Below are 17,812 nucleotides of genomic sequence, written 5' to 3' on the forward strand. Positions count from 1 at the left end.
TCCCTTGTGGACACGGTCAATAGTCTTGTGGCTACTCGGTTTCCAGACGGTGAGACGCAGGTCACTTCCACCATTCGGGCGTGCCGGAAAACTTTTTTCCGCAGCCTGTAACGCGGACGCCGGAGCGGGCGAATCACGGTTTGCGAGCTTTGGTTTCCGGTACCGCCCTGTGGGAGGGGTGGTCCGGTCTGCCCGGAGTCTCGAAGGTCCTCGGGGTGACCTGCGCAGGTCCACGTCCGAATCGCCGCTGAGCCGGGGAGATCACAACGATGAGTGAGCAGGTCCGCTCTGCCCGTGACGCAGGCCACGGACGGGGATCGACGCTCAACCCTGAACGTGCACACCAACACAGACAGACGCACCCACCCGTTGCCGGGTGGGAGACGCGTTACCGCTACGCCGTGATCACGGCGGACGTGCTGACGACGGTGCTGCTCGTGGTGGCGGTGGGGGCCGTCATGCATTCACGGCACGCGGCTTTCGGACCTCTTTCCCTTGCGTTGCTGGACATACTCACAGTGGTTGTCGTGGTCGGCTCGCTCGCGATCAACCGCGTCTGGACGCCGGCCGTGCTAGGTCAGGGTGCCGAGGAGTTCCGAAGACTCGGCCGGGGCTTGTTCGGCGCGGTGGTCGCTCTCGGTCTCGGTGCGCTCGCCGTCGACATCCCCGGCGCCCGCCTGTGGGTCTTCGTGGTCGTTCCCGCGATCGCCCTGGTCGCCTTCCCCCTCCGCTACGTCCTGCGCCGCCCACTGCACCGCGGCCGCGGCGAAGGCAGGTTCATGCTCTCCGTCCTCGCCGCCGGCAACCTGGAGACCGTCGAGGACCTCATCCACCGCACCCGCCGCATGGCCCACCTGGGCTGGCGCGTGGACGCGGTCTGCACGCTCGACGGCCGCGGCCGCGTGGGTCCGGACGTCGACGGCGTGCCCGTCGTCGGCTCGCCGACCAGGTCCGCCGCGGCGGCTACCGCATCGTCGCCGTCACACCCGACGTCTACTGGACACCTCGCCGTCTGCAAGAGCTCGCGTGGGCGCTTGAGGGCTCCGGCACCGAGATGGTCGTCTCGCCGGGCCTGATGGAGGTCGCCGGTCCCCGCCTGCACATGAGCGCCGTGCTCGGCATGCCGCTGCTCCGGGTGAGCGAACCGGCGCTGACCGGGTTCCGCCGGCTCGTCAAGGGCGTCGTCGACAAGGTCGGCGCGTTCCTGCTGCTGCTCCTGCTGGCGCCGCTGATGTTCGCGGTGGCGGCGTTCGTGATGATCGACAGCCGCGGTCCGGTGTTCTACCGCCAGAAGCGCGTGGGCAAGGACGGCGCGCCGTTCACGATCATCAAGTTCCGCACGATGGTCACCAACGCCGACGTGTTGCGCACCAGGCTCGCCGCGGCCAACGAGGGCCACGGACTGCTGTTCAAGATGAAGAAGGACCCGCGCATCACCAAGGTCGGCTCGTTCCTGAGGCGCTACTCCATCGACGAGCTGCCGCAGCTGCTCAACGTCCTCACCGGCGCCATGTCGCTGGTCGGCCCGCGCCCGCCGTTGCCGGAGGAGAGCGCGAAGTACTCCTCCGACGTGCGGCGCCGCCTGCTCGTCAAGCCGGGGCTCACCGGGCTGTGGCAGGTGAGCGGACGCAGCGACCTCTCCTGGGAGGAGTCGGTGCGGCTGGACCTGCGCTACGTCGAGGACTGGTCCCTCGCCCTCGACGCGGTGATCCTGTGGAAGACGTTCCGAGCCGTGTTCGGCGGCCACGGGGCGTACTGATGTGCCAAGGCCTCCAGGGGGAGGGGAGTGGATCAGTCTGGACCAACGACAGGCCGGAGGAGAACAATGTTTCGGCGAATGCTGGCGATCGCGACGACCGCCGGACTGCTCGGCGCCGCTGTGGCGGTGCCGGCCGTGGCGGCTCAGCCCGAGGTGGAACTGACCTCGAGCGCGGCCGTGGTGCGGCCGGGTGAGCAGTTCACGGTGACGGTGCAGCTCACCAACATCAACGGTTTCACGATCCTGCAGCCCACGGCCAGGTTGTTCAGCACCCCGCGGGCCCTCGCGGAGTACGCCACCCTGGTCGGCTGCACCGGTGCGGCGAGCTGCACGACGCTGACCGGTCCCACCGGGCCGACCGGGTTCCAGGCGGCGCTGGCCGAGGCCCTCGGCGGCTACCGGTCCGCGACCGTCACGTTCACCCTCGCGGTGAAGCAGGACGCGGTCGGCGGTACCGGCACGTTGCAGGCGCAGCTGTCCGGCGCCAACTACGCGACGTTCCCCGTGGACGGTCCACAACTGACCGTCCACACCGAAGCGGACCTGCAGGTGGCCGGCATCACCGGCACGCCCCGGCTCGGGCTCCTGGTGCCGCGCATCGACTTCACCGTCGACGTGACCAACCACGGCCCGAACGCGTTGCTCAGCGGTGTGGTGACCACGACGCTGCCCCAGGGCGTCTCCGGCACCAGCGGCTCCTGCGCCGCGAGCGGCAGCACCGTCACCTGCCCCGTGCCCGTGCTGGCTCCGGGAGCGAGCACGAAGCTCGCCTTCTCGGTGCCCGTCCGGCTGCTGAACATCGGACTGGACTACCGGTTCCGGGCCGCGCGCACTGGTTCGGACCCGATCGACCCGAACACGGCCAATGACAGCGCGAGTACACAGTGCACAGTCGTCAGCCTGGTGCTCGTCAGCTGCAGGTGATTGATCGCTCCCCGTCGATGTGTTGTGACGCAAGTGATTCCGCTGGACGGCCTAATCGTGAGCATTGGGCCGCTCAGCGGAATTCCTTGTAACGAAGGCAGGTACCGGCCCGAAGTTCACTGTGGAGAGTCGCGGCAGGCCGGTGGGAGAGCCGGTCCGCGGTGCGGCGACGGCGCCCGTGCCACACCATCGTCTGGGGTAGTCAGGAAGTAGAGGTACACGCCCATGTCCTTGTTCGATCCCAGGAACCGCCTGAGATCCGTGGGTGCGAAGGTGACGGCCGCGGCGGTGCTCGCGGCCGCTGTTGTCGTTCCGGCCGTGGTACTCGCTCCGGCCGCCCAGGCGGCGCCGTGTGACGCACCGGTGGTGAACAAGGTCGCGTGCGAGAACACCAGGGGCGGCGACGCCAACTGGTCGGTGAACGCGCTCGACGACTCGATCGTCGGCTACACGACCGACATCAGCGCCACCCCGGGCGGACAGGTCCAGTTCAAGGTCAAGACCGACGCGTTGTCCTACCGGATCGACATCTTCCGGCTCGGCTACTACGGCGGCGCCGGTGCCAGGCTGGTCCGCCAGCTCAACCGCACCACCCCGCAGAACCAGCCGGTCAACTGCCTGCCCGACGCGGCCACCGCGCTCGTCGACTGCGGCAACTGGGCCGTGTCGCTCACCTGGGACGTGCCGTCGGACGCCGTGTCCGGCCTGTACTACGCCGTGCTGCACCGCAACGACACCGGCGGTGAGAACGAGATCGCGTTCGTCGTCCGCGACGACGCCAGCCATTCGAAGATCCTCTTCCAGACCTCCGACGCCACCTGGCACGCCTACAACCGCTACGGCGGCAACAGCCTCTACTACGGCACCGGCCCCGGTGACGCGGGCTCGGCCTACGCGGTGAGCTACAACCGCCCCATCGCGAACACCGGCGACGAGAACTTCATCTTCAATGCCGAGGTGCCGATGCTGACATGGCTGGAGAAGAACGGCTACGACGTCAGCTACACCACCAACGTCGACACCGCGCGCCGCGGCAACCTGATCACCAACCACAAGGTGTTCATGGCCGTCGGCCACGACGAGTACTGGTCCAAGGAGCAGCGCACGGCCGTCGAGAACGCCCGTGCCGCCGGTGTCCACCTCGCGTTCATGACCGGCAACGAGATCTTCTGGAAGCACCGCTGGGCCCCCAGCCTCGGCTCCTCGCCGACCGACTGGCGCACCGTCGTGACCTACAAGGAGACCAAGGCCAGCGCGAAGATCGACCCGAGTCCTGACTGGACCGGCAGCTGGCGCGACCCGCGGTTCACCACGGCACCCAACGGCGCCAGCCCGGAGAACGCCCTGCTCGGCCAGATCTTCACGGTCAACGGCCGGCGCGACGACTCGCTGACCGTGCCCGCCGCCTACGGCAAGATGCGGCTGTGGCGCAACACCCCGCTCGCGTCCATGACCACCGGCGCCTACTCCTTCCAGCCGGGCACGCTCGGCTACGAGTGGGACTCCGTGGAGGACAACGGCTTCCAGCCGCCCGGTGTCGCCCAGCTCTCCCGCACCACGGTGAACATGGACGGCCAGTACGTCCTGCAGAACTACGGTGACCTCTACGCGAGCGGCACCAAGACGCACGCGCTGACGCTGTACCGGCACGCGTCCGGCTCGCTGGTCTTCAGCGCCGGCACCGTGCAGTGGGCGTGGGGCCTGGAGGACGAGCACGCGTTCCGCACCGACACGCCGACCTCGGACGTGCGGATCAAGCAGGCGACCGTGAACCTGCTGGCGGACATGGGCGTCCAGCCGACCACCCTGGAGCCGAACCTGTTCGCCGCCACTGCGAGCACCGACACCTCGCCGCCGTCGGTGGCGTTCGGCACCACGAACTCGCCGACCGTCGGCACCGGCTACACCTTCAACGGCACCGTGATCGACTCGTCCGGCCGCGTCGCCGGCGTCGAGGTCTCGGTGGACAACGGCGCCACCTGGCACCCGGCCACCTGGACCGCGGGCACGGCGTCGTGGAGCTACACCCACACCTTCTCCAGCGCCGGTGCCAGGACGCTGAAGGTCCGCGCGGTCGACGACTCCGCGAACCTGTCCGCCGAGGTGTCCCGCGCCGTCACGGTCCTCGCCCGCGACTGCCCGTGCACCATCTGGCCGGAGAACGCCACCCCGGCCGTGCCGTCGACCAACGACGGCGGCGCGATCGAGCTCGGCGTCAAGTTCCAGTCCACGGTGGACGGTTACGTGCGCGGTGTCCGGTTCTACAAGGGCACCGGCAACACCGGCGTGCACACCGGTTCGCTGTGGTCGGCCGGCGGTCAGCGGCTGGCGACCGGCACGTTCACCGGCGAGTCGGCGTCCGGGTGGCAGACGCTGACGTTCCCGACCGCCGTGGAGGTCTCGGCGAACACCACCTACGTCGCGTCGTACTTCGCGCCCAGCGGCCACTACGCCGGTGACGCCGACTACTTCACGAACGCGGCGGTGGGCCTGGAACCGCTGTCGGCCGCACGGGGCGTGTCCGGCAACCCGAACGGCGTGTTCCGCGGCGGGTCGTCGGGCTTCCCGACCGACAGCTACCGCAACGCCAACTACTGGGTCGACCCGGTGTTCGCGCTCGACCCCGGCCCGGACACGCGTGCCCCCGGCACGTTGTCCACCGACCCGCTGAACCAGCAGGGCAGCGTCTCGCTCACACCGGCGATCAGCATCACCTACGACGAGCCGGTGACGCCCAGCTCGGCGCAGTTCTCGGTCAACGGCCCGAACGGCGGTGTCTCCGGCACGATCTCGGTGGCGGCCAACGGTATGAAGGCCACGTTCACGCCGAACACCCCGCTGGCCGCCGGCACGACCTACGACGTGTCCGCGCGGGCGACCGACCTGTCCGGCAACACCCCGAGCCCGACCCTGTGGTCGTTCACCACCGGCAAGCCGCGCGCCGCGACGTGCCCGTGCACGGTGTGGGACGACTTCGCCGCCCCCGCGGTCAACGCGGTGAGCGACACCGACGCGGTCGAGCTCGGCACCAAGGTCCGCTTCGACGGCCGCGGCCAGGTGCTCGGCGTCCGCTTCTACAAGGGCTTCGGCAACTCCGGCACGCACACCGGTTCGCTGTGGTCCGCGAGCGGGCAGCGGCTCGCCACCGGCACGTTCTCCGGTGAGACGGCGAGCGGCTGGCAGACGATGACGTTCAACCAGCCCGTCGACGTGCAGGCGAACACCACCTACGTGGTGTCCTACTACGCGCCGAACGGCCGTTACTCCGCGACCGGGGGCAGCTTCAACCAGAGCCACGACTACTACTCGCTGCACGCCCTGCGCGCGGGCACCGACGGGCCCAACGGCGTCTACCGCTACGGCGCGGGCGGTGGTTTCCCGACCGGCAACTACAACTCGACGAACTACTGGGTCGACGTGATCTGGCGCAACGGCGCGAACGGCGACAGCGTGCCGCCGACGCTGTCCGCGCGCACCCCGGCACCGGGAGCCACCGGTGTCGCGCTGACCACGACGGTCACCACCACCTTCAGCGAACCGGTCGACCTCGCGTCGGCGCAGTTCTCCCTGAAGGACCCCGGTGGCGCCGGCACCTCCGGCGCGGTCAGCCTCTCCGCCGACGGCAGGACGGTCACGTGGACGCCGGACGCGCGGCTCGCACCGGGTACCCAGTACTCGGCCGAGATGCGGATCTCCGACGTCAACGGCAACGCGATGACCGGCCCGGCCACGTGGTCGTTCACGACGACCTCGACGGTGACCTGCCCGTGCACGTTGTTCAGCGCCGCCGCGCTGCCCGCGGTGACCTCGTCCAACGACAACAACGCCTACGAGCTGGGCGTGCGGTTCACCGCGGCGGCCGACGGCCAGGTGTCCGCCGTCAAGTTCTACAAGGGCGCGGGCAACACCGGCACGCACACCGGGTCGCTGTGGGCGGCCGACGGCACGCGCCTCGCGACCGGCACGTTCGTGAATGAGACGGCGACCGGCTGGCAGACGCTCGTGTTCGACACCCCGGTGCCGATCACCGCCGGCCAGACGTACGTGGCCTCGTACACGACGACCGTCGGCCGGTACTCGGCGGACGCCGGGTACTTCAACCGCTCGGCGGTCAGCAGTCCACCACTGGCTGCGGCAGCATCACCGAACGGTGTGTTCCGCGGTGGTACCGGTTTCCCCGGAGACACCTTCGGCGGAGCGAACTACTGGGTGGACGTCGTGTTCACCCCGGGAAGCTGACCAGGAGTTGATCCGAGTGACGCCACGGCCCCTGGTCGTGCTGTTCTCCGGAGTGACGTGGGACGGCGTTCGGGGCTCCGAACGCCAGCTCACCGAAGCTCTCACGGCCCACGCGGACGTGCTGTGGGTGGACCCGCCGGTCTCGCCCCTGACACCCCGGCGGTACCGGGGCATCGGCAGCACCCGCAGGTCGTGGCGTCCCTCGCTGCGTGCCGCCGCTCCCGGCGTCACGCGGCTCACCCCGATCGCGCTGCCGGGCCTGACCAGGCCCGGCATCCGCGCGACCACCTGGCCGCTGGTGCGGGCCCAGGTGCGCAAGTGCCTGCCGCGCAAGCCACACGCGGTCGTCGCGTGCTCGTTCGACGACGTGCTCGGCCGCTGGGACGCGCTGAACGTGCTGTACGGCACCGACGACTGGGTCTCCGGTGCCGCGTTGATGAACCAGGACGCCACCCGGCTGCGGGCCGAGGAGAAGGCGGCGCTGGCCCGCGCGGACGTCGTGCTCGCGGTGACGCCGGAGCTGGCCGCGCGGTGGCGCGAGCTCGGCGCCGACCCCGTGGTGGTGCCCAACGGCTGTGACACGGCGGCGTACCGCGACATCGAGTCCGTCGGTCCCGCACCGGTGCCGGACGGCTTTCCCGGGGAGGTCGCCGGGGTGGTCGGCCAGCTGACCGACCGGATCGACATCCGGTACCTGGAGGCGGTGGCCGACACCGGGACCGGGCTGCTGCTCGTCGGTCCGCGCGACCCCGGCTGGGAGCCCGAACGGTTCCCGGCGCTGCTGCAACGGCCCAACGTGCACCATCCGGGTGCGGTCCCGTTCACCGAGCTGCCGAAGTGGTTGCGGCGCATGGACGTCGGTCTCACGCCGTACGCGGACACGGCGTTCAACCGCGCCTCGTTCCCGTTGAAGACCCTGGAGTACCTCGCGGCCGGTCGCGCGGTCGTCGGCAGCGCGCTGCCCGCGACCCGCCGGCTCGCCGGGGAGTCCGCCGACGTCGTGGCGGTGGCCGAGCCCGACGAGTTCGCCCGCGCCGTGCTCGCCACGCTCCGGGCGCCGCAGGACGCGCGACGCCGGCAGCGGTACGCCGAGCAGCACTCGTGGCCGGCCCGTGCGGCGGTGGTGGCACAGGCCATCGGGCTGCCCGTCGTGGAAAACTACCGGCAGAGGTGAAGATGCGGGTCGTCGTCTACCCCCACAGCATGGAGCTGGGGGGCTCCCAGCTGAACGCGGTCCAGCTCGCCGCGGCGGTGCGCGACCGCGGGCACGAGGTGCTCGTGCTGTCCGAACCGGGCGAGCTGGTGCCGCTGGTGGCCGAGCTGGGCCTCGAACACGTCGAGATCCCGTTGCGGCGCAAGCGACCTGACCGGCGGGTGGTGTCCGAGGTCAACCGGCTGGTGCGCACGCGCGGCATCGACGTCGTGCACGGCTACGAGTGGCCGCCCGCGTTCGAGGCGTTGTACGGCACCGGGATCCGCCGCGCCGCCGCGCCGATCGCGACCGTGATGTCGATGTCGGTCGTGCCGTTCTTCCCGCGCTCGATCCCGCTCATCGTCGGCACCGAGCAGATCCGCCGGGAGGCCGTCGCCGCGGGCCACCACCGCGTGACGCTGCTGGAGCCACCCGTCGACACCGACGGCGACCACCCCGGCGTCCCCGCCGACGGCTTCCGCGCCGCGCACGGCCTCACCGGCGCGCCGTTGATCGTCGCCGTGTCCCGGCTGGTCGCGGACCTGAAGCTGCCCGGCCTGCTCGCCGCCTGCGACGCCATGGCGCAGCTCGGCGAGGGCACGCAGCTCGCGATCGTCGGCGACGGCCCGGCCCGTGCCGAGATCACCGAACGCGCCGAGCAGGCCAACGCCAGGGCCGGCCGCCGTGCCGTCGTGCTCACCGGCCAGCTCGCCGACCCCCGGCCCGCCTACGCCGCCGCCGACATCACCATCGGCATGGGCGGTTCGGCGCTGCGCGCGCTGTCGTTCGGCAAACCGCTGGTCGTGCTCGGCCTGGACGGCTTCAGCGAGCTGCTCACGCGCGAGAGCCTGCCGCAGTTCCTGACCTCGGGCTGGTGGGGCTTCGGCGGTGACGGCGTGCCGTCCCTGACCGCGTCCCTGCGCCGGCTCGTCGAGTCACCGCGGCTGCGCGCCGAGCTGGGGGAGTTCGGCCGCGAGCTCGTGGTCGGCCGCTTCAGCCTGCGCCGCGCGGCCGAACTGCAGGAACAGGAGTACGAGATCGCCGCCCGTACGTCCGGCACCGCCCTGCTCGACGTCGTGCGCTCCACCGGCGGCCTCGCCTCGTACAAGGTGCGCCGCAAGCTCGCCCGCCTCCGCGGCCGCGCCGCCGTGGACGACGCCAACGCCGCCGCCACAAAGCCCACCCGCGCCTAGCTGCTCACCCCACGCGGGGCCCTTGCGCACGCTCCTGTCGTACGAAAGCGCCCCGCGTGGCGGCCGGGAGGCGTGGTCGGCTGGCTGCCGGGCGTACGCGGGGACGTTTCGTACGCTCCTGTCGTACGAAAGCTCCCCGTGTGGCAGCCGGAGGCGCGGTCAGCCGAGGTGTTTCACGAGGTGGCGCAGCGGCCAGACGACGGCGAGGTACACGCCGCCACCGAGGACGGTGCCGAGCAGCAGCTGCACGACCGACGGTTCGGTCAGCCAGCGGACGACCAGCACCACGGCGGTGAGCAGCGCACAGGCCACGACGGGGCGTGCGATCGCGGAGAGCAGCACCTTGACGCGCACGCCCGTGCGGCACACGGCGAACGTGTAGGCCGGCAGCACCAGGACCACCGCGATCAGCGCGTGCATCGCCGACACGCCGCGGATGCCGTCCCACAGCGCTCCCAGCGGCAGCAGCGCGACGAGCACCACCAGCCACCCCGCCTGCAGCCACAGTGTGCTGCTCGGCAGCCCCAGCGCGACGAGGTAGTCGTAGGCGAGCTCGGTGACCACCCGCACCACCCCGAGCACCACCAGGAACTGCAGCGCGGCGGCCGACCCGGCCCAGTTGTGGCCGTACAGGGTCGTCACCGTCGGCAACGCCAGCAGCCCCAGCAACGCGCACACCGGCAGCGCACCGGCCATCAGCAGCGTGGTGAACCGGGCCAGCAACGCCTCGCGTTCCTCCGGCGAGTCCTGCACGCGCGCGAACGCGGCCAGCGACACCCGGCGGATCACCACCGAGAACATGTTGACCGGCCAGCTGGAGAGGTTGAACGCCTGCAGGTACAGGCCCAGCGCCACCGCCCCCAGCAGCGAGCCGGTGATGACGAAGTGCACGTTGAGCATCGCGAACACGAGCAGGCTCGCACCGGCCAGCGGCAGCCCGAACCCCATCAGCTCACGGGCCAGCCTGCGGTCGAAACCGGGCCGCGGCCACAGCGAGACGAGCCGGAACAGCAGGATGGCCGACAGCGCGTTGCCGACCAGCCGGCCCCACGCGAGGCTCCACGCACCGTGGTCGGCCAGCGCCAGCCCGACCGTCACGCCGGTCGTGAGCACCAGGTTCGACATGTCGACCACGAGCCGGGCGCCCTGGCGGAACTCGCGGTTGGTGAACTGCGCGGCCGCGGCCGTGGCGCCGTCGATCAGCACCGACAGGCACAGCAGCCGCACCACGCCGGTCGCGTCGGGCGCTCCCAGCGCCGCGGAGAACGACGGCGCGGCGAACCAGCACAGCGCGTAGAGCAGGCCGCTGGACGCGATGGAGATCGTCGTGACCGTCGGCGCGATCTGCCTCGGGTCGCCGGGCCAGCGCACCAGTGCCAGGCTGACACCCAGCTCGTTGATCGCGAGCAGTGCCCCGAGCGCCACCAGCGCGACCGCGAAGACACCGAAGTCCTCCGGTACGAGAACCCGCGCCAGGAGGATTCCTGTGAGCAGCGTTCCGATTTTGCCGAACACCGTGTTCAGGAGGCTCAGGCCGAGCGCGCGCCGGATTTTTCCGCCCGAAGTGGATTCACCCTGGTGGCCGGCGTCCTTTGTGGTGGTGATCGGGTCTTCGCCGGTCATGACTTCTCCCCGGGGCACGGTCGATCAATTATTCCTATGGCTCGACAAATTCGTTGCCGGGGTTTGGCAACGGCCGGGCCATGGGGTAAGAAGTGCCGTGCTGCCGCGAGGTCGCGGTTGGACGGACGTGAGTGACATTGGTCGGTGTCCGCCGTGTACTGCGCAATGATCACACGAAGGATTTCTTCATGAGAACTGCCCGTGATAGGGCCGTGACCAGTGGGAACAATGGTCGGCCGGCACGGTTCACCGTTGTTGCGCTGATCGCGGCCGCGCTGGCGCTCGCCGGCTGCAAGTCCGGAGCAGGAGCGAGGGAGGACGATCCCAGCACCGCCCCGCCGGTGAGCGAGACGTCCTCGTCGGCCCCGGAGAGCTCCAGCAGCGCCGCCCCCAGCAGCACTCAATCGTCGGTCGCGCCGCCGCTGCCGACCACCACCACGCCCAAGCCGCCGTCGATCCCCACGCCGCCCGTCGCGGGCGGCTGGCCCGGTCCCGGCAACACCGGCTGGGCGCACACCGGCGTCAAGCTCGCCCCGGTCGCCTGCAAGGGCGGCGAGTACCTGATCGACAAGGCCGGCACGGTCGTCGACGGCAAGCAGATCCCCTGCTCGGTGCGCGTCACCGCGAACGACGTCAAGATCACCCGCAGCCAGGTCAGGGCGACCGGCCAGTGGGGCGTCTACCTCGTGGACAAGTTCACCCGGCTCACCGTGCAGGACGTCGAGATCACCGGCTCCGACGCCTGCGAGTACGGCGTCGGCTACGGAGGCGTCACCTCGGTGCGCATCAACATCAGCGGCTGCTCGGACGGCGTGAAGATGGACACCGGCGCGAGCTTGATCGACTCCTGGGTCCACGACCTGAGCAAGGGCGACGGCGACCACAACGACGGCGTCCAGATCACCGGTGGCTCCAACATCACCATCCGCCACAGCCGGATCGAGAACCCGAAGAACCAGACCTCGGCGATCCTGGTCGGCGGTGAGTTCGGCTCGCCGTCGAACATCCTGATCGAGAACAGCTTCCTCGACGGCGGCAACTACACGATCTACCTCGACCCCAAGGGCACCAACCGGGTCATCCGCAACAACGTCTTCACCAAGAGCTTCGTCTACGGCCCCGCCCGCCTCGACGGCCAGGTCGAGTGGGTGAACAACACCTTCGAGGACGGGTCGGTGGTGCAGAACTGACGGTCTGGCAAGAACTGGCGGTCTGGCCGGCTCGGCGCTGCTCACGGCGACGTTCCCTCCCGCACGAGCGGGGCGGGGGACGTCGCCGTCCGCTGTGCCACCGGCGCCGCCGCGAGGGCCGCGGCCGCCGACTTCTGCATCCGCAGCAGTGCGCCGGCGCAGCCGATCAGCACGAACATCAGGCCACTGGCGATCTTGAACGCGAACGTGTCGTAGGTGGCGCTGGAGATGCCGAGCATCGCGATGCACGCCAGCAGCGACTGGCACAGGTCGCGCACGTGCGGGTCGGTGCTCAGCCGCCGGGCCGCCGCGGCCGCGTAGATGCCCGCGAGGAACAGGAACAGGAACGCCAGCATGCCGACGAGCCCGTTCTCCACCAGCGAGCCGAGGTACTGGTTGTCGATGGGCCCGTACCTGGTCGGCAGGTAGGTGCCGAACCCGCGGCCCAGCCACAGGTGCTGCGCGATCGTGGCCTCGGTGCTCGCGTAGTCGTCGGTGCGGCCCTGGATGCTCGGGTCGTTGGAGATGTTGCGGAACAGGCTCAGCAGCGTGCCCACCAGACCCGGCACGAACGCGCGCAGCACCGCCAGGAAGCCCAGGGCCGCGACGATCGTGTGCAGCTGCTGCTTGGCCGGCCACGTCGGCAGCAGGATGATGCCCGCGACCAGCAGGCCGAGGATCGCCGAGCGCGACAGCGACACGACCGCGCCCATCGAGAGCATCAGCACGCAGAACCACCAGCGGCGGCTGGGCTGCCTGCGCTTCTTGGAGCGGAACGCGTAGTGCGCCGCCAGCGGCACCGCGAGACCGCACACGACACCGAACTCGATGGGGTGCCCCGCCGTGCCACCGGGACGGCGGAACGCGGAACGGGCCAGCACGGCCTCACCGGTGCCGACCGAGCGCAGGCCCGGCACCATCGCCATGTACTTGGTGAGGTCGAAGCCGGTGAAGAACTGCAGCATCCCGATGACCGCCATGATCGTGCAGGCGATCACCACGAACTTGAGCACCTTGTCGAGCCGGTCGAGGGTGCGGACGCCGTCGATGATCAGCAGCCCGGCCGCCATCAGCGAGACGATCGTGACGAAGCTCAGGTCGGCCGACTTCAGCTCGTCGTACGGCATGTGCCGCAGCGTCACGTACCCGTAGGTCGCGATCTGCGACGAGGCGAAGAGGAAGATCGACGTGCGGACGCCGCTGCGGCCCTTGGCCATGCCGAGCGTGTCGACCATCTGCGCGCACAGCCAGCACATGCCCAGCCCGAAGCCCAGCAGCATCGAGGGCCGGATGTCGAGCGGGATGCCGGCGAACACCAGCCGGGACGGCACCAGCACCAGCACGGCGATGTAGATCACCGAGAGGGTGGCGCCGTCCGTCCGGGTGAGCGTGCGGGGGTACGGGGGCGTTCTCGTCATCGGCTCAGCCCGGCCGGGCGATGCGCACCGTCGGGTTCGCCTCGTTGGAGAGCTTGTGGTGCGGGGGCGCGGCCGGTGTGGCGCGCCGCTCTCCCTGGTCGTCGGCCGGCCACTTCGGCTCGCCGTCCGACTTCTTCGACTCGGGCCTGCGCGCGTCCGGCTTCTTGCGGCGCAACAGGAAGCTCTCGATCATGAACGCCGACGTGAGGCTCGCCGCGAGGCCCAGCGCGAGTGCCGCGCCCGCCGCCCGCAGCTTGCCGCCCACCAGCAGGGTCGCCTCGGTCGGCGCGACGACGGTCTCGACGTTGATGAACGTCGACTCCGGTGCGCCGAGCTTGCGCTGCCGCTCGACGAGCTCCTGGCTCAGCCGCTTGAACGCCGCTTCCACGGTGGCGCGCGCGGCGTCCGGCGTCGGCGCCTTGCAGACCACCTGGACGAACGGGCCGCGCAGGCCGCCGTCGCCCGCCTCGCACTCGATGTCCGGGTTGTTCTGGGTCAGCTGCGCGTAGACGGCCGGGTCGAGCAGGACCTGGGTCAGCAGCTGCGCGGTGGTCGTGAGGCTCGCGTCGAACGCCAGCAACGGGTTGACGATCCCGGCCGGCTTCGACGGATCGAGCGTGGCGCCGGCCTTGGGCACCGTCAGCAGGTCCGTGCCGGTCGACTCGTACTCCGGCGGCACCGATGCGAACACGACCCCCGCACCACCGAGGGACAGCAACAGCACGGGCAGAGCGACGTACCACCGGCGGAGGAGGACCTTGATGGTCTTCCAGAAATCCATGCTCACCTCAAGTCGCGGGGCAGTCGCCTGTACGAAACGGTAATCGCGTGGCCAGGGCTCCCCGTTACCCGCGGCTATCGTGTGCGCCATGCGCCTCGGATTCGCCTGCGCGTGGGACCCGCGTCCGGAAGGGACGTGGTCACACACGCCGTGGAACCTCAGAAACGCCTTGCGTCAGCGTATAGACGTCGTCGACGTCGGGTTGATCTACCCCACGGCGGTCCGCACGGCGCTCAAGGCCGCCAACGCCCGGCGGGTCGACGGCCGGTGGGTGTCGATGTGGAAGCACTCCCGGCTCGCCCGCCGCTACGCCGAGGTGAGCCTCGACCGCGGCCTGCGCGCGAACCCCTGCGACGTGGTGCTGCAGATCCAGGACCTGGCCCCGGTCTCCACGCCGTTCCTCGTCCTGCAGGACCTCAGCTACGACGTGCTGTTCGACCACCTCGACGACAACGGGCGGCTGGTCCACTTCCCGTCGCTCGAACGCGGTGACCTGGAACGGCTCCGCGACCGCCAGCGCGCCGTGTACGAACGCGCCGCCGGTGTGGTGGCGATGAGCCGGTGGTTCGCCGACCACCTGGTGAACGTCTCCGGTGTGCCACGTGAACGGGTGCACGTCGTGCACCCCGGCGCGTCGGCCGCGTGGACCGGTGCCGAGGTGCCCGACGAGGTGCGGCAGCGGCGACTCGACGGCCCGCGCCGGCGGCTTCTGCTGGTCGGCAAGGACTTCTTCACCAAGAACGGCCCCCAGGTCCTCGCCGCGGTCGCGCGGCTGCGCTCCGAGGTCGACCCGGAGATCACGCTCACGGTCGTGGGCCCGGCGGTGTGGCCCGTGCCGGGGGAGGTCCCGCCGGGCGTCACGTTCCTCGGCCGGCAGCCGATCGACGCGATGGCGGGCATCTACGACGACCACGACGTGTTCGTCATGCCGTCGCGCTTCGAGGGTTTCGGCATCGCGCTGGTCGAGGCGCTGGCCAGGGGCTTGCCGTGCGTGGCCCGCAAGGCTTTTGCCATGCCCGAAATCGTCGAGGACGGCCGTAACGGTGCACTTGTGGCAACCGATGACCCATCAGAGCTGGCTGGCGCTATCGCACGCCTGCTCACGGATGACACCGTGTTCGTTCGAACGGCCGCCGACGCGGCTGCCGTTCGCGGGCACTACTCGTGGGAACGCGCAGCTGACGAGGTTGTGGCGGTCGCGGGCGCGGTGGTCCGGCAGTAGGTCCCGGCAGCGGAGGAGAGACTCTCGATGTACCTGGCCTCCGCACGCGTGAAACCGGCCGAGGCGGCCGGGGGGACCGGGGTCACCGGCCGGGTGCCCGCCACGGTGGTGGCGCTGGGCACTGTGAGCCTTCTCACCGACGTCTCCGCGGAGATGGTCACCGCGTTCATGCCGGTTTACGTGCTCTACGTCCTGCAGCTCGGGTATGTCCAGTTCGGACTGTTGGACGGGTTGTACAGCGGCGCCACCGTTCTCCTCCGGTTGGTCGGCGGCCACCTGGGTGACCGGTTGGGCAGGTATCGCGCGGTCGCGCTGGCCGGGTACGGCATCTCGGCACTGTCCAAACTGCTCTTCCCGTTCGCCGGCGCGTCGGCGGCGGCCATCGGTGCCGTCGTGGCCACGGACCGTGCGGGCAAGGGACTGCGCACCGCGCCGCGGGACGCGTTGATCTCGCTGGCCACGCCCGCGTCCTCGCTGGGCCGGGCGTTCGGCCTGCACCGGGCGATGGACACGTTCGGCGCGATGCTCGGCCCGCTGGCGACGTTCCTCATCATGATCCAGCTCGGCGCCGACCCCGGCCTGGTCTTCGGGGTGAGCTTCTGCTTCGCGCTGCTCGGCGTGATCGTGCTGGTGACGTTCGTGCCGGGACCGCCGCGCACGGCCGTGGCCGCACCGCGGCCCGGGATCAGGTGGCGTGATGGTCTGCACCTGTTGCGCGAGCGGCGGTTCCGCGGCGCGACGCTCGCGGCCACCGTGCTCGGGCTGGCCACCATCAGCGACGCGTTCGTGTTCGTCGTGCTGCAGAAGACCGCAGGCGTGCCGACGAGCCTGCTGCCGTTGCTGCCACTGGGCACCGCGCTGGTGTTCCTGCTGGCCGCACTGCCGCTGGGCCGCGTGGCCGACCGGTTCGGCCGCTGGCGGATGTTCGCCGTCGGGCACGTGGCGCTGCTGGGCGTCTACACCGTGCTCGTGCTGGGCGGGCGCGGCATCCCGGTCGTGTGCCTGGTCCTGGTGCTGCACGGCCTCTTCTACGCGGCCACCGACGGTGTGCTGATGGCCCACGGGGCGCAGCTGGTGCCGGAACCGATCAGGGCCGGCGGTCTCGCGATCCTGCAGACCGGCCAGGCCGTCGCACGACTGCTGTCGTCCGTCCTCTTCGGAGTGTTGTTGACCTTCATGGAGATGCGCTGGGCCGTGCTCACCGCCGCCGTCGCGCTCGTCGTCGCACTGGCGTCCGCGCTGGCCCTCACCGTCCGCGGCACCGCTGACACCGAGGAGGTGGCGGCGTGAACGGGATCGGCAGGCACCGCGTGGCGTTCGGGATCGCCGCGATCGTGCTCGTGCTGCTCGGCGGCGGCGGGTTCGTCGCCTGGACGGTGGCCAAGCGCGACTCCGCCGAGGCCACCGCGGCCCCGCCGGCCAAGGGCGGGCTGCTGTTCGTCGACCTGGAGGGCTACCAGGGCCAGGTCGAGCAGGTGGCGCTCGCCGACCCCGGTGGCAGGCGCACGCCGACAACGCTGCACTGCCAACGGGTCTACGTGGCCGCCGGAACGACCGTCTGCCTGCGGCTCGCGGGCATCGGCCCGTCCTACGAAGCCGCGGTGCTGGACGCGAACGACAAGGTGCTGCGCACGGTCGCGTTGCCGGGCACGCCGAGCCGGGCGCGGGTCTCGCAGTCGGGCAAGGTGGTCTCCTGGACGACGTTCGTCACCGGCGACTCGTACTCCGTGCCGGGCGGCTTCTCCACGCGCACCGGGGTGCTGGACCTGAACACCGGCACGCTCATCGAGTCGCTGGAGGCCTTCAGGTCCACGGTCGGCGGTGAGGTCGTCGCCGCGGCGGACATCAACTACTGGGGCGTCACGGTCGCCAAGGACGACCGCACGTTCTACGCGACGATGGCCACGGCCGGGCGCACCTGGCTGATGAAGGGCGATCTGGTCGCACGGACGATGGTCGACGTGCGGCAGACCGCGGAATGCCCGTCGCTCTCACCCGACGGCACCAAGGTGGCCTACAAGAAGCGGACGTCGCGGACCGGGCCGTGGCGGCTCGCCGTGACGAACCTGGGCACCGGCGCCGAAACCGTCATCGAGGGCACGACCGGCATCGACGACCAGGCCGCGTGGCTGGACGACGACACCCTCGTGTACGCCGCGACGAACGGTGACGAGAAGCGCTCGTCGATCTACCGGGTGCCCGCGGACGGGTCGGCGGCGCCACGGGTGCTGATCGCCTCGGCCGCCTCGCCGGTGCCCGTGCACTAGCCGG

At 70.6% G+C, this 17,812-nt stretch carries 13 protein-coding genes; 10 read left to right on the forward strand and 3 right to left on the reverse strand.

What is annotated here, in order from left to right; all coding sequences use genetic code 11:
* Positions 1-401: 401 nt before the first annotated feature.
* From ADL03_RS49500 to ADL03_RS11095, 6 genes are all read left to right on the forward strand, one after another.
* Entirely contained in the window at positions 402-1,076 is a 675-nt protein-coding gene (locus ADL03_RS49500; RefSeq protein ID WP_231641889.1) for a nucleoside-diphosphate sugar epimerase/dehydratase, read from the forward strand.
* The gene (locus ADL03_RS49505; RefSeq protein WP_231641850.1) at positions 971-1,759 is read left to right on the forward strand and encodes a sugar transferase; all 789 of its coding nucleotides are present in this window, start codon (positions 971-973) and stop codon (positions 1,757-1,759) included. The genes ADL03_RS49500 and ADL03_RS49505 overlap by 106 nt, the downstream gene beginning before the upstream one ends.
* 78 nt (positions 1,760-1,837) lie before the next feature.
* Positions 1,838-2,683: a DUF11 domain-containing protein gene (locus ADL03_RS11080; protein ID WP_053733292.1), complete on the forward strand. Its 846-nt coding sequence runs from the start codon at positions 1,838-1,840 to the stop codon at positions 2,681-2,683.
* Between the two features lie 225 nt (positions 2,684-2,908).
* Positions 2,909-6,922 (forward strand): DUF4082 domain-containing protein, encoded by a 4,014-nt coding sequence (locus tag ADL03_RS11085; protein WP_053733293.1) that lies wholly within the window; start codon positions 2,909-2,911, stop codon positions 6,920-6,922.
* 16 nt (positions 6,923-6,938) lie between these two features.
* On the forward strand, positions 6,939-8,096 hold the full coding sequence (locus tag ADL03_RS11090; protein WP_053733294.1) for a glycosyltransferase: 1,158 nt from the start codon (positions 6,939-6,941) through the stop codon (positions 8,094-8,096).
* Positions 8,097-8,125: 29 nt separating this feature from the next.
* Positions 8,126-9,307 carry a glycosyltransferase family 4 protein gene (locus ADL03_RS11095; RefSeq protein ID WP_197288257.1) on the forward strand — a complete coding sequence of 394 codons (1,182 nt, stop codon included), beginning with the start codon at positions 8,126-8,128 and terminating at the stop codon, positions 9,305-9,307.
* A 159-nt stretch (positions 9,308-9,466) separates the two neighbouring features.
* Here the strand turns inward: ADL03_RS11095 and ADL03_RS11100 are convergent, their stop codons facing one another.
* Positions 9,467-10,930 carry an oligosaccharide flippase family protein gene (locus tag ADL03_RS11100; protein ID WP_053733295.1) on the reverse strand — a complete coding sequence of 488 codons (1,464 nt, stop codon included), beginning with the start codon at positions 10,928-10,930 and terminating at the stop codon, positions 9,467-9,469.
* A gap of 212 nt (positions 10,931-11,142) precedes the next feature.
* Here ADL03_RS11100 and ADL03_RS11105 point away from each other — a divergent pair, with 212 nt between their 5' ends.
* Positions 11,143-12,120 (forward strand): right-handed parallel beta-helix repeat-containing protein, encoded by a 978-nt coding sequence (locus ADL03_RS11105; RefSeq protein WP_157528470.1) that lies wholly within the window; start codon positions 11,143-11,145, stop codon positions 12,118-12,120.
* Positions 12,121-12,161: 41 nt separating this feature from the next.
* On the opposite strand, the gene ADL03_RS11110 is transcribed toward ADL03_RS11105, so the two are convergent.
* Both ADL03_RS11110 and ADL03_RS11115 read right to left on the reverse strand, forming a co-directional pair.
* The gene (locus tag ADL03_RS11110) at positions 12,162-13,538 is read right to left on the reverse strand and encodes an O-antigen ligase (RefSeq protein WP_063798535.1); all 1,377 of its coding nucleotides are present in this window, start codon (positions 13,536-13,538) and stop codon (positions 12,162-12,164) included.
* Positions 13,539-13,542: 4 nt separating this feature from the next.
* Entirely contained in the window at positions 13,543-14,319 is a 777-nt protein-coding gene (locus ADL03_RS11115; RefSeq protein ID WP_053733297.1) for a hypothetical protein, read from the reverse strand.
* An 88-nt stretch (positions 14,320-14,407) separates the two neighbouring features.
* Here ADL03_RS11115 and ADL03_RS11120 point away from each other — a divergent pair, with 88 nt between their 5' ends.
* The 3 genes from ADL03_RS11120 to ADL03_RS11130 are packed head-to-tail and all read left to right on the forward strand — an operon-like array spanning position 14,408 to position 17,808.
* The gene (locus ADL03_RS11120; RefSeq protein WP_053733298.1) at positions 14,408-15,541 is read left to right on the forward strand and encodes a glycosyltransferase family 4 protein; all 1,134 of its coding nucleotides are present in this window, start codon (positions 14,408-14,410) and stop codon (positions 15,539-15,541) included.
* A gap of 27 nt (positions 15,542-15,568) precedes the next feature.
* Positions 15,569-16,831, forward strand: a complete 1,263-nt coding sequence (locus tag ADL03_RS11125; protein WP_053733299.1) for an MFS transporter — start codon at positions 15,569-15,571, stop codon at positions 16,829-16,831.
* Positions 16,828-17,808 (forward strand): hypothetical protein, encoded by a 981-nt coding sequence (locus tag ADL03_RS11130; protein ID WP_053733300.1) that lies wholly within the window; start codon positions 16,828-16,830, stop codon positions 17,806-17,808. Before ADL03_RS11125 ends, ADL03_RS11130 begins: the two co-directional genes overlap by 4 nt.
* Positions 17,809-17,812: the final 4 nt, after the last annotated feature.

The sequence above is a fragment of the Nocardia sp. NRRL S-836 genome, from assembly GCF_001279525.1.
Lineage (GTDB): Bacteria > Actinomycetota > Actinomycetes > Mycobacteriales > Pseudonocardiaceae > Lentzea.

Excerpts from the sequence above, each read along its gene's own strand:
- ADL03_RS11080 (WP_053733292.1), top strand. The coding sequence starts at position 1,838 with ATGCTGGCGATCGCGACGACCGCCGGACTGCTCGGCGCCGCTGTGGCG.
- ADL03_RS11085 (WP_053733293.1), top strand. The coding sequence starts at position 2,909 with ATGTCCTTGTTCGATCCCAGGAACCGCCTGAGATCCGTGGGTGCGAAG.
- ADL03_RS11095 (WP_197288257.1), top strand. The coding sequence starts at position 8,126 with ATGGAGCTGGGGGGCTCCCAGCTGAACGCGGTCCAGCTCGCCGCGGCG.
- ADL03_RS11100 (WP_053733295.1), bottom strand. The coding sequence starts at position 10,930 with ATGACCGGCGAAGACCCGATCACCACCACAAAGGACGCCGGCCACCAG.
- ADL03_RS11110 (WP_063798535.1), bottom strand. The coding sequence starts at position 13,538 with ATGACGAGAACGCCCCCGTACCCCCGCACGCTCACCCGGACGGACGGC.
- ADL03_RS11115 (WP_053733297.1), bottom strand. The coding sequence starts at position 14,319 with ATGGATTTCTGGAAGACCATCAAGGTCCTCCTCCGCCGGTGGTACGTC.
- ADL03_RS11120 (WP_053733298.1), top strand. The coding sequence starts at position 14,408 with ATGCGCCTCGGATTCGCCTGCGCGTGGGACCCGCGTCCGGAAGGGACG.
- ADL03_RS11125 (WP_053733299.1), top strand. The coding sequence starts at position 15,569 with ATGTACCTGGCCTCCGCACGCGTGAAACCGGCCGAGGCGGCCGGGGGG.